Origin of the sequence: Microcoleus sp. A6-C6, assembly GCF_036705955.1 — a bacterium.
Taxonomy (GTDB): Bacteria; Cyanobacteriota; Cyanobacteriia; order Cyanobacteriales; family Microcoleaceae; genus Microcoleus.
The window spans coordinates 1-11,689 of sequence record NZ_JAUBVR010000119.1; the positions used below are offsets into that span (position 1 = coordinate 1).

Annotated in this window: 15 protein-coding genes; 12 read left to right on the plus strand and 3 right to left on the minus strand. The window is 46.2% G+C overall.

The window, feature by feature from the left end; translation table 11 throughout:
- Positions 1-385 precede the first annotated feature (385 nt).
- The 4 genes from QUB52_RS27330 (at position 386) to QUB52_RS27345 (ending at position 2,297) form a co-directional block, all read left to right on the plus strand.
- Entirely contained in the window at positions 386-508 is a 123-nt protein-coding gene (locus tag QUB52_RS27330) for a hypothetical protein (RefSeq protein ID WP_265237863.1), read from the plus strand.
- 267 nt (positions 509-775) lie between these two features.
- Positions 776-997, plus strand: a complete 222-nt coding sequence (locus QUB52_RS27335; RefSeq protein ID WP_265237865.1) for a hypothetical protein — start codon at positions 776-778, stop codon at positions 995-997.
- Between the two features lie 334 nt (positions 998-1,331).
- Positions 1,332-1,739, plus strand: coding sequence for an AbrB family transcriptional regulator (locus tag QUB52_RS27340; RefSeq protein WP_106149805.1), 408 nt, complete (start codon positions 1,332-1,334; stop codon positions 1,737-1,739).
- A gap of 90 nt (positions 1,740-1,829) precedes the next feature.
- Entirely contained in the window at positions 1,830-2,297 is a 468-nt protein-coding gene (locus QUB52_RS27345; RefSeq protein WP_332975273.1) for a regulatory protein RecX, read from the plus strand.
- A 254-nt stretch (positions 2,298-2,551) separates the two neighbouring features.
- On the opposite strand, the gene QUB52_RS27350 is transcribed toward QUB52_RS27345, so the two are convergent.
- Positions 2,552-3,049: a DUF4385 domain-containing protein gene (locus QUB52_RS27350; RefSeq protein ID WP_265237872.1), complete on the minus strand. Its 498-nt coding sequence runs from the start codon at positions 3,047-3,049 to the stop codon at positions 2,552-2,554.
- On the minus strand, positions 3,046-3,573 hold the full coding sequence (locus tag QUB52_RS27355) for a DoxX family protein (protein WP_332975272.1): 528 nt from the start codon (positions 3,571-3,573) through the stop codon (positions 3,046-3,048). Before QUB52_RS27355 ends, QUB52_RS27350 begins: the two co-directional genes overlap by 4 nt.
- A gap of 956 nt (positions 3,574-4,529) precedes the next feature.
- Here QUB52_RS27355 and QUB52_RS27360 point away from each other — a divergent pair.
- The 6 genes from QUB52_RS27360 to QUB52_RS27385 all read left to right on the plus strand — a co-directional run bounded on the left by QUB52_RS27360 (position 4,530) and on the right by QUB52_RS27385 (position 8,140).
- Positions 4,530-5,021 (plus strand): DUF4168 domain-containing protein, encoded by a 492-nt coding sequence (locus tag QUB52_RS27360; protein WP_265237876.1) that lies wholly within the window; start codon positions 4,530-4,532, stop codon positions 5,019-5,021.
- Positions 5,022-5,277: 256 nt separating this feature from the next.
- Positions 5,278-5,715 (plus strand): urease accessory protein UreE, encoded by a 438-nt coding sequence (ureE, locus tag QUB52_RS27365; protein ID WP_332975271.1) that lies wholly within the window; start codon positions 5,278-5,280, stop codon positions 5,713-5,715.
- 102 nt (positions 5,716-5,817) lie between these two features.
- Complete coding sequence (locus QUB52_RS27370; protein WP_332968381.1) at positions 5,818-6,531, plus strand: urease accessory protein UreF; 714 nt, start codon at positions 5,818-5,820, stop codon at positions 6,529-6,531.
- Positions 6,532-6,641: 110 nt separating this feature from the next.
- A complete protein-coding gene (ureG, locus tag QUB52_RS27375) occupies positions 6,642-7,238 on the plus strand; it encodes an urease accessory protein UreG (RefSeq protein WP_194008569.1) in 597 nt (198 codons plus the stop codon).
- A 55-nt stretch (positions 7,239-7,293) separates the two neighbouring features.
- Positions 7,294-7,743 (plus strand): Panacea domain-containing protein, encoded by a 450-nt coding sequence (locus tag QUB52_RS27380; RefSeq protein ID WP_332975270.1) that lies wholly within the window; start codon positions 7,294-7,296, stop codon positions 7,741-7,743.
- On the plus strand, positions 7,727-8,140 hold the full coding sequence (locus QUB52_RS27385; RefSeq protein WP_332975269.1) for a hypothetical protein: 414 nt from the start codon (positions 7,727-7,729) through the stop codon (positions 8,138-8,140). The genes QUB52_RS27380 and QUB52_RS27385 overlap by 17 nt, the downstream gene beginning before the upstream one ends.
- 43 nt (positions 8,141-8,183) lie before the next feature.
- Here QUB52_RS27385 and murG read toward each other — a convergent pair whose 3' ends face one another.
- On the minus strand, positions 8,184-9,248 hold the full coding sequence (murG, locus tag QUB52_RS27390; protein WP_332975267.1) for an undecaprenyldiphospho-muramoylpentapeptide beta-N-acetylglucosaminyltransferase: 1,065 nt from the start codon (positions 9,246-9,248) through the stop codon (positions 8,184-8,186).
- Between the two features lie 212 nt (positions 9,249-9,460).
- On the opposite strand from murG, the gene QUB52_RS27395 reads away from it, so the two are divergent.
- Together QUB52_RS27395 and QUB52_RS27400 are read left to right on the plus strand one after the other, a co-directional pair.
- Complete coding sequence (locus QUB52_RS27395; protein ID WP_265237883.1) at positions 9,461-10,360, plus strand: nuclear transport factor 2 family protein; 900 nt, start codon at positions 9,461-9,463, stop codon at positions 10,358-10,360.
- Positions 10,361-10,589: 229 nt separating this feature from the next.
- Entirely contained in the window at positions 10,590-11,378 is a 789-nt protein-coding gene (locus tag QUB52_RS27400) for an SDR family oxidoreductase (protein WP_265239014.1), read from the plus strand.
- Positions 11,379-11,689: the final 311 nt, after the last annotated feature.

The window sequence follows — 11,689 nt, forward strand, 5'->3', positions numbered from 1 at the left end:
AAGGCGGTTGAAACCGCTGCCGACTTATCCCCATGTCTAAAGCCAGGGGCTTGCATCTCGCTTTTCGGTCAAATTCTCTGGCTTTGGGCCCTGGGAGGACGATTTTCCCGATCGCTCCATCGCAGTCTACTGAGAAAGTGGCGAAGGGTGAAGAGTGGCGCAGCAATTTCGCGCGATCGAAACAAATCGATCTACAGTATTTAAATTGTCTATTTTAATTCCCTATTCCTTGTTATTGTCCCCCATCCCCTTCTCCCCCTCGAACATCACAGACATTTTTTTGGTGCAGCTAATTCCTCTGGTGGTGGCTGCGCGATGTTTCTGCCGCCGCGCCGATTAAGTGTGGTTTTAGCTCAAACCGGTTCTACGAACAGGTGAAATTTCCTTGATTTTTTACCGAATTGCCTTCCCCGGACTGCGCTCTGTGCAAGTTATAGCAGATGTTGAAGGAAGAAGTCAGAAAAAGGAAGAAGGAAGAAGGAAGAAGGAAGAAGGAAGAAGGCTATAACGGCTGCGCGAGCGGGTAAAAAGAAGTCAGAAGAAGGAAGAAGGAAGAAGGAAGAAGGAAGAAGGAAGAAGGAAGAAGGCTATAACGGCTGCGCGAGCGGGTAAAAAAAAGTCAGAAGTCATAAGTCAGAAGCAATCGACTCCATCGGGAAAGGGCCATTAAGAATGTCCTAACCCTGATGGATGGATGCTATATATAGCCTTTCTCAGAAAGATCAGGTACGCGAACGGCATAGGGCTATGGGCATAGGGCTATGGGCATAGGGCTATGGCTATCCTCACTTTTTTGAGAACCGCTATATATGCCGAAACCTTAATAGAAGATTGCTCTTGGGTATTTGGCGTTTTGAGCGGATTAGCCGCCCGAAAAACAGGGTTTACAAGTAGCTGGCAGTGGCATCAAGAACAAGTGCTAGCTCGCCTTGTTGAGGTAAAATTTAATCCCGCGCCAGTAATTGCTGGCGGCAGATTTGCCTGTGCCGCGCTCTAGGTATTTTCATTCATGGCTGTCTTGCTTTTTACCTTGACCGCAGACAGGATCGGGATTGGTGAATGTTGGGAACAGACTTTACAGTAAAAAAGTAAAGCATTTAATTTGCGACAATAATTTCCCGCGCGATCGCGCTGTGAGGCTGACGCAAGCATCACCAGCGAGCAGCAAATAGATCGTCCTTCGAGCATCCTTACTTGCACCCCCGGTCTTGAGACCGCAGAAATTTATCCAGAATCTTAATATTCAGAATAATTAGTATTGACAGTGAAACAAAGTTCATCTAATGTGTTGTAATTGATATAAGTAAATTCCAATAAGCGAGGTACGGTCAATGGCAGAAACAGCTACAGCACCCTTAACAGGAAAAGGTCTGCTTCAAAAAATCAAAGGCAGCGATTTGCCGCGCAGAGAACTTGCAAAGCTTTGCGGCTACTTCACCGTCAGCAAGAGTGGAGAAACACGGATTAACCTGGCTGAGTTTTACGATGCAGTGTTAGCTGCTAAGGGCATTGAGCTAGAGAAGTCCAAAGCAGACGGACGCGGACGAGAAGCGAGTTATCGCGCTAGCGTTCACAAGAATGGCTCGATCGTGATCGGGGCAAATTATACCCAAGAAATGGGATTAAAGCCTGGTGACGAGTTTGAAATTAAACTCGGATACAAGCACATTCGCTTGATTCAGATCGATGCGGACAGACCGGATGTGGTAGTGGAAGAAGAGGAGGATACAGAAGAATAGAGGCGATCGCGATGCAGTTGGCCGATAGCAAGGCTACTGGATTTGGCATTCGCTACATGAGTATTTGCGTGCTACCCTTCGATTTAACTGATGAGCTGTCTTGACTATTTCTATTTTCTCTTGTCCCGCAAAGACTACAGTGCCTCTGAACTGCAAAAAAAGGGGCAAGAGAAAGGTTTTGGCAATGAGGAAATATTGGAGGCGATCGCGCAAATTCAAGACCGGGGCTATCAGTCTGACACTCGCTTGGTGGCAAACTCGATCGCCTCTGCTACAGGCAAATATGGGAAGTCGGCAATCAAGCGTAAGTGCCTGCAAAAAGGAATTGCCAGCGATTTGTTCGAGCAAGTCTGGGAAGAAGAAATTGCCGAAAATCTGGACTCGGTAGCCGCAAAACTCGCCGAATTAAAAGCCAAAGTGATGCGGAAATACAAGATCGATACTTGGGTTAAAGTAGATCCGAAAACCAAGGGCAAAGTCTTGAATTACCTGCAATACAGGGGCTTTAATGGCTTTGAAATGTGGCGGCAGTGGCAAACAGAAGAAAATGATGAGTAAATTTTATGACCTCACCAATTTGCGCGGTTCCTAGATAGGCAAGCACAACTGGGAGCTTCTCAGTTTTGAATTTACAGGGAGTGCGAGCGCGATGGTAGCTATACGTATATATATAGCGATCGTCCCGCTCGCACTCCTAGAAAAGATTTTTTACTCTCCGAAAGAGATCCTCCCACACAACTGTACTGCTGTCCTGGGGGCTAAATTGTGAGTTCTGAGTTTTTGGTAAGTGTAGATCTATCCTCAGACTTGCATCAAGAAGATTCGTACATCTGCCGGTGTCGAGCTAAAAGCTGGAGATATTTCTCGTTAGTTTTGGCCTGCATCCATTTCTCTTGAAAAATGGCGGCCGATTCTGCTTTCACCGGATCTGCTTCTAGCGGTAAAATATCTTTTCTAGCTGCGGTTTGCTCTGCAACAGACTCCATTTTCTGAGGGTTGTGCTTGTATTTTCTACCGCTTTTGTGGTTGGCGTAGCGGCGCGATCGAGTATACCCCATTTGCAAGAACTTGCGCGCCATGTCCGCTCCCACAAAATTTTCGCGATCGAGATACTCTAAAAATAACGAGTAAATTTTGCTGCTGGACTCCCTGGCAATTTCAGGAGTCTTAAATCTCCAGAAAGGTAGAATTTCTCCTTTGTAGGGTTCCACCAACAGCACTCCCTGTTCTCCTTTCCCCACGCAATAAAGTTCTGGATGCTGTCGAAAGTCGATGCTCTTAAAATCCGCATGGTAGTCGAACTGCTTCATGGGGCGTTTTTTGTCGTATCTGGGATTATAGAAGCCCGTGGTTTACTTTCGTCTGGTTTGGTATAAACCCAGGCCCAAGCAATCAAAACGGCTTGAAAAGGCAGCCTGAACCAATACACTAATGGGTTGTCGGGAATCCCTTCTATGGGTATGCTGTTGACGGCTTGATTGATATTAGCCGGAAACACGGCAATAAATAAGGCAATTAATCCCCACGCGGCAGCTCTGCTAACTGGCGGAACTAACAGCCCAATCCCGCCCAAAATCTCGAAAAAACCGCTGATATAGACCAATGCTTCCGGGTAAGGAAGCTGGGGCGGCATGATTCTGATAAAAGGTGCGGGCACTGCAAAGTGCAGCACGCCTACGGTACTGATAGCTACTGCGAGGATGACTCGCCAAATTTCTTTTTGAGCTTTCATGGGAAATCGGTAATTAATAATTGTTAACTTGCTGCGAAAACGCTTGCCAAAATTCGCGATATGCGATCGCAATGACAAGAAAACTGATGGACAAAAGTTCACGACTTCCGGGTTTTTCTAGTCTTCCAGTGGCTGTAAGGATATTTTGGATAACAACCAGGTTTTTGGGTAAGTCGGAGACAAGCTTTTCGGGCCCGAAACTTGAGGAAGCGGGGCTCGAATCGAAGGCCTCCAGGTGATTGCCGACAACAGATAGCGCGTGTTTTGATAGGACGATTTTAATGTCTAGTTGCCTGCTGCTGCCTCTGTCTTCAGGTAGTAAAATTGACGTTGGTTCGGGTTCGGGTTCACTGAGTGCGCCAAACCAGGAGGGGATTTTCTCGATCGACAAATCCGCAGTAGCTTAACATTACATAAATTCTTTAGTTCGCGATCGGACTCGCTTGGTCAGAAACCGGGTTTTGAACCCAAATATTTGGTTCAAATCCTGAAACTCCCGAAAAAACCCGGTTTCTTTAGTCCCCTAGCGTTATTCCTATCTTTGAGGGCATTGATGAGTGCGATTGCTGCTAAATTTGACACCAGTTTCAACACTGAAGGCAATTGTAGCCTCGCGCTCAAAACCCTTATTTGATACGTCATTCCCAATTCCCAAATCTCAAATCTCAAATTGTATGACTTGCAGGCGATCGCACCTTAATTTGATTTATTAATGTGAGGGATTTGTCAAGGACTTTTAGAATTATTTAATATTTAAGTTTTGAGAATTATTTGGTAGAGGCAATTGGGGAACGCTCTCTAATGAAAATTACTGTTTAAATTTTGTGTTCTGTCAACTTCCCAGAGATGTTAGAATGGGTCAAGTGAACGAAATTGCTAAAAAGTCGTAAAGCGTAGCTATCCCGTAGGGAATTGCCCGATCAACTAGCAAATCTTCCTGCTTAAATTAAAAATTGTCACTCAAGGGCAGGAACTTTTTAGCCACCACATTATTCAAAAAGATTGAGCCTCCCAGCGCTGTGTCATTTTTATTTACACGCAAGCAATCACCGACGACCATGAACACCTTAACCAACACCTCTAAATTTCGCCTAAACCGGATGCTGCGGCAATCGCTGTTCGCAGGCATTATTTCCGCAGCAGCTTTGGCTAGCGGATGGGCCCCTGACTTGTACGCAAAATCCCCAAGCCTTGTTTTCGGAGCGGCCGCCCAAGCTCAAGACATTAGCAACGAGGAAATTACTAGCTACGCTCGCTCTGTATTACTCATAGAACCCAGACGGGTGGAAGCTATGAAAGAAATTAAAGGAATGGCTGGTGGCTCGGTTCCCAGAATAGTCTGCAACGAAACTCAGGAAGTTAATAGGCTGTCTGGAAATCTTCGTGGCATCGCGGTAAATTATTGCCAACAAGCTAAAAAAGTTGTCGAAACCAATGGTTTGACAGTGAGTCGCTTCAACCAGCTCACTTTGCTCCAGCAACGCGATCCGTTAGTCAAACAGCGAATTCAAGCTGAGCTTTTGCGGCTGCAACAAGCGGGCAATCAATAAAATCGAGGGTTTGAGTCTTTCTTCCTCTCCCGTTCTATTGTTTGAGTTACTGGACGGTATGCAGTCATTTTTGAAAAAATGGCGATCGCCTGTAATAAATTGCTTGACAAAACGAGCAAAACATGGTATGTAAGGACGGGAGCGGTTCAGAGAGATCACAATTTTGTAACTCGCTGTCAGTCGCAATTAGAGTTAAAAAAGATATTCCTCAAAAACTAGATGTGAAGTGAATTCCTTTGAGGAATAGAATAGACAAATGCTAACTTTCACAAAACATTTGCCTGCAAATCCCGATGCTGCTGTCAGCTTTACTTTACCGATGACAGCGGACGATCGCACTCGCAGCCGCCACCAATTCCAGACAGAAGGTGGGGAAAAACTGCACCTGAGTTTGCCCAGAGGTACGGTGTTGCGCGATCGAGATTTATTGCAGTCGGAAGACGGTAGCTGCTTGGTATTGGTGACAGCAAAACCTGAATCGGTGCTGACGGTACGCGCTTCAAGTCCACTGCTACTGATGCGGGCTGCGTATCATTTAGGCAACCGCCACGTAGCTTTAGAAGTTACTGATAATTATTTAAGGTTTTCTTCCGATGCTGTTTTGCAGGGAATGCTGGAAAAAATGGGTTTGGAGGTAATAGCAGAAGTTGTGCCATTTCAGCCAGAAACTGGGGCTTACGGACACAACCATTAGGAATTGGGAATGGGGAATTGGGCATTGGGAATGGGGAATGGGGAATTGGGCATTGAAACCAACAAATAACAAATAACAAATAACAACAGTCAACAGTCAACAGTGAACAATCAACTTTTATGTTTGTTGCAGTTAGCTTTTGCACCTGTGGGAGCTTATAGTTATTCTGAGGGAATTGAGAGTCTGGTAGAAGCGGGTGCGATCGACAGCGAGATTAGTTTGAGGAATTGGTTAGAAAATTCGCTGAAATTCGGGGCGGTGCGAGTAGAAGCTGCTGTGGCGATACGGGCTTTGAGGGCTGCCCAGATTGGGGATTTGAGGGCTTTGAGTTATTGGAATGCTTGGGCGACTGCTGCTAAGGAAAGTGAAGAGTTGCGCTTGCAAAGTTGGCAAATGGGACGGACTTTGACCCGGTTATTGCTGGATTTGCGTGAAGCGAAGCTATCCCGCAGGGAATCGCCCGTTGTTTCTGGATTAACAACAATTGTAAAAGATTTGGTGGAAGTTGGCGGCAATCCGTGCAATTTTGCGATCGGCTTTGGGATAGCGGCGGCCTGTTGGCAGATTGAAGAGGAAGCGGCCGTGGTAGGATATTTGTATAGTTGGGCTGCAAATTTGGCGGGTGCGGGCGTGAAATTGATTCCCCTCGGTCAAACTGCGGGCCAGCAGTTGTTGTTAGATTTACAGTTTCAAATTAACTCTACGGCGCGAGAAGTTTTACAATTAGAAGATGATGATCTTGCTAGTTGTAGTTGGGGATTGGGACTGGCTAGCATGGCGCACGAAACTCAGTACACTCGGTTGTTTCGGAGTTGAAAATTGGAAGGAAGAAGCAAGAAGCAAGAAGCAAGAAGCAAGAAGCAAGAAGGAAGAAAAAGAAACTATGCCCAATGCCCGATGCCCGATGCCCAATTACCAAAATAATTATGAGTGCTTTTCGTGTAGGAATTGCTGGCCCGGTTGGTTCGGGGAAAACTGCTTTGCTTGATGCTTTGTGTAAGGCGCTGCGACAGCAGTACCAGATTGCTGTGGTGACTAATGATATCTATACTCAGGAAGATGCACAGTTTTTGGTTCGGAGTCAAGCTTTGGAGAGCGATCGCATTTTGGGCGTAGAAACTGGCGGCTGTCCCCACACAGCCATCCGCGAAGATGCTTCGATCAACTTGGTAGCTATAGAAGAGTTAGAACACAAGTTCACTGATTTAGATTTAGTCTTTGTCGAAAGTGGCGGTGACAATTTGGCGGCAACTTTTAGCCCGGAGTTGGTGGATTTGACAATTTATGTAATCGATGTGGCTGCGGGGGATAAAATTCCGCGCAAGGGCGGGCCGGGAATTACTAAATCGGATTTGTTAGTGATTAATAAAATAGACCTCGCGCCGTTTGTGGGAGCCGATTTGGGTGTGATGGAACGGGATGCTAAAAAGATGCGCGGGGAGAAACCTTTTGTTTTTACTAATTTGAAGACGAAGGATGGCTTAGCGTCGGTGGTTGATTTTGTGAAGCTGAATGTCGCCTAGGGCGATCGAATCTAGTATGATGGAAATCAGCCGTTTAATGATAACCAAGTAAGTTATGCTGAGTTGTGATGATGCAGCCAAATACTTTTTGGCTCAGGTAAGTGAAGATGCTGGCGATCTGATATCTAATCTCAAACTTCAGAAATTGCTTTACTATGCTCAAGGGTTTCATTTAGCTTTGTACGATGAACCGCTATTTCCTGAAGCGATAGAAGCATGGACTCACGGGCCGGTTGTTCCTGATTTATACCGTCACTATAAAAAGTATGGTGCTGGTTCAATTCCATGTCCTGAAGATATAGACTTTTCGATTTATGACGAAAAAACTAAGAGCCTACTTGATGAAGTTTACTCCGTGTTTGGGCAGTTTGCTGCATGGAAGTTACGCAACATGACGCAAGAAGAATATCCCTGGAAACTTGCCGCTCAAAATAGCGGTACAATTACTCATCAATCGCTTCAGGAATACTTCAAGACTCAACTCAATTTTGAAGAAGCAGTTTAAGGCAAATCAGCGCCAAGAAAAAAGAACCAAGATTTCAGCTAGGGAAACTGTTGATTTAGGGCCAGAGCAGCAGTCGCCTTTATTTTCTTTGCGATACATGAATAAAGATTACTCTCTTTCTCAATGTACAAAAGATGAAAAGGCAGCTTTTGCAGATACGCTCTACAAGTTAAGTCAGCTTACCTGGAGCCAGATTAATGCTTCTGGCCGTCACGGCTCTGGCTATGAGAAGATTGCTAAAAGTTCCATTAGAGTGGCTATTCCTAGCCATCTTAAGGATGATGTAAATTTTATTGCTTTTCGGTTTTGCGGGATGGCTCCGATGGTTGGTTATCGAGATGGGGCTGTGCTTTATATTATTTGGTTGGATAGAGACTTTACGCTTTACCCTCATTAAAAAATGTCTCGTTAAATTAGTAGCGATCGATGTCAAATTTGCGCTACTGACTCAACAATTCCCTGACCAAATTTGCCAAACGTTCCGCACTGTCTGTCACCGCTAAGTGAGCAGCAGCTTGAGACATTTTGGCCAAATATTCGGAATCTTTTAACAAATACAGCACTTTGCTTTGCAATACCTCTGCTGTGAGTTCGCTTTGACGGAATACTGCGGCGGCTCCTGATGCGGCAAATACTTCGGCATTAAATCTTTGGTGGTCGTCAGCAGCGTAAGGAAAAGGAATTAAAATAGAAGGTACTCCGGTAATAGCTAATTCTGTCAGAGCACTAGCGCCCGATCGACTAATTGCTATATTTGCTCGCTGCAACAAACTCGCCACATTGTCGTAAAATGGCATTGACAAATATTGCTCGTGCTTCAAACTCTCAGCATCCGGGTCATTATTTCCGGTGAGGTGAACTACCCAAGCACCAGCCTCAAACCAAGCCGGAGCACACTCGCGCACTAACTGATTGACTGCGACAGCGCCTTGAGAGCCGCCCATGACTAAAATTACAGGTACGCTGTCAGGAATTGGTAACTTTAGAGGTTGAGGGGCGAGGAATTGCGATCGCACCGGCGTACCAGCAACCACGGTTTTCGCGCGGGGTAAATGCTTGGCTGCTGCTGCAAATCCGATCGCCACAGCACTGCAAAAAGGACTGAACCACCGCGTCACCTTCCCAGGAATTGCGTTAGATTCGTGGAGAATCACCGGCAAACCCAAAGAGCGAGCCGCCAAAATTGCTGGTGCTGCGATGTAACCGCCGGTAGTAAACACTCCCTGAAAATTTCCTTCTTTGAGCAACTTTCGCACCTGAAGGATCGACCCGATCAGTCCGCCCAAAATGCGCGCTGTACCGAGTCCAAATCGCTGCTGAAAGCCTTCGACGGCGATCGTGTGGAGGGGGTAAAGTGATGAAACTAACTGCGTTTCCATGCGGTCTGGGACTCCCAGCCATTCGATGTGACAGTCGGCCAACTCGGCGGCGGTGGCGATCGCTGGAAATAAATGTCCTCCGGTACCGCTAGCTGCAACCAACAACCGCAGGGGGGCTTTTGTCAAGGTATTTGTCTCTTTTACAAGTTCCACAGGTCGATCGATTTTAGATTAGAGGTTTTAGACTATTATGCTTATTATTCCGGCAGTTTCAGCCAATTTTCAATCAGCCATCTAAAATTAGATTGTGCCGTGTCCCTCCTTCCGTTGTCAGTTTTCGTTGCAGGCGAACAATTGTCCGCGCCGCGACCCCTGACAAATAACCAAAGTATCATCTAATGCGTAATTTGTTGAATTTAGTGCCAAGTGTATCTCAGTATTTTTGCAGCCGTCGGGACGAAAAAGCCGATCGCCCGATCGTATTTGGTTTTAACGGCGGCCAGTCGATCGCTCAAATGTTGTTATGTTTAACAGTGGTAAGTGCTGGCGTGCTGCATCCGAGTGCTGTCAGGGCGATCGCAGCGACTCCCCAGGCGATCGTCGCCCAAACCCCAGCCAATGCCCCAGCCCCACTCACGAAACTGCTAACAGAAATTGACGCAGCAGCCAACCGGCGCGATATCAAAGCAGTAATGGCATTTTACAGCCAGAATTTTACTCATTCTGACGGATTAAACAGCCAAAGCATGGAAAAAGCTCTGATCCAACTCTGGCAGCGATATCCGAATTTGAATTACCGCACCGAACTCAAATCTTGGAAAACCGAAGGTAGCGCGATTATCGCTGAAACCATAACTACAATTGCCGGCACTCAGAAGCAGGATGGTAGAGAATTAAATCTCAAAGCTACCATCCGTTCTCAGCAGCGCTTTGAGGGTGAAAAAATAGTTAAACAAGAGATTTTAGCAGAACAAAATCAGATCAGTTCTGGTAAAAATCCTCCAACAATTCAATTGAATGTGCCGGAGCAAGTGAAGGTGGGCGAAGAGTACCATTTTGATGCCATTGTTCTAGAGCCGATCGGCAATGACATTTTAATCGGAACTATTTTGGAGGAACCAGTTAACGAAAAAACATTTTTCAAATCCGCAGAACTCGATCTAGATTTGCTGAATTCCGGGGGAATTTTTAAAGTAGGTAAAGCTCCGGCTACTCCTGAAAATCGCTGGATTTCAGCAGTTTTGATGCGACAAGGCGGAATTGCAATGGTTAGTGTGCGATTGCGGGTTGTCAAATAATAAAATAGGTGTTATGGGCATGGGGCATGGGGCATGGGGCATGGGGCATGGGGCATGGGGCATGGGGCATGGGGCATGGGGCATGGGGCATGGGGAATTGGGAATTGGGAACAACAGTCAACTAACAACTGACAACAGTCAACTAACAACTGACAACTGACAACAGTCAACTAACAACTGACAGCAGCCAACAGTCAACAGCCAACAGTCAACTGACAACTGACAAAAAATGATTTCTATCCAAAATCAAATTGTTTTCATTACGGGTGCGAGTAGCGGTATTGGAGCAGCCTGCGCCAAGATATTCGCGAAAGGTGGAGCCAAACTAATTTTAGCAGCCCGCCGTCTGGAAAAGCTCGATCGACTGGCAAGCGAACTTGTAGAGGCAAAATTGGTCGCATCGGCGAACGATATTTATTTGCTAGAATTGGACGTGCGCGATCGCCCGCAAGTCGAATCAGCGATAATTGCGCTCCCCGATGCCTGGAAAAACATCGATATTCTGATTAACAATGCCGGATTGAGCCGCGGTTTAGACAAACTGCACGAAGGCAACTTTCAAGATTGGGAAGAAATGATTGATACCAATGTGAAAGGCTTGCTTTACATGACTCGCTACATCGTACCGGGAATGGTCAGCCGAGGCCGCGGCCACGTAGTGAATATCGGCTCAATAGCAGGCCGCCAAGCTTACCCGAAAGGTAGTGTTTATTGCGCTTCCAAAGCAGCGGTGAGAGCGATTTCTGAAGGGTTGAAACAAGACCTTTTGGGAACAGCGGTGCGGGTGACGGAAATAGAACCGGGTTTGGTGGAAACAGAATTTAGCAATGTCCGGTTTCACGGCGATTCAGACAAGGCGAAGAATGTCTATCAAGGACTTACACCTTTGACGGCGGATGATGTAGCCGATGTAGTATATTTTTGCGCCACGCGATCGCCCCACGTCAATATTAGCGAAGTCTTGCTAGTTCCGACAGACCAAGCTACCGCAACTCTGGTTCATCGAAAAGAGTTTTGAGTTTTCAGCGGTAAGTTTCCGGATGGCGATGGAATTCTCAGGAAGCTTAATTGGTAGATGCACCCTGATTAATTAACTCCCGACCAATTTTGGCCGGGTTTTTTTTTGAGCGATCGCACATCCAGCCATAAATTCCCGCAAATTTTCCGAAACTGTCCCGAAAGAGGTGGGGTGCTACCGGAGACTCAATTAGTAGATGCACCCTGATTAATTAACTCCCGACCAATTTTGGCCGGTTTTTTTTTGAGCGATCGCACATCCAGCCATAAATTCCCGCAAATTTTCCGAAACTGTCCCGAAAGAGGTGGGGT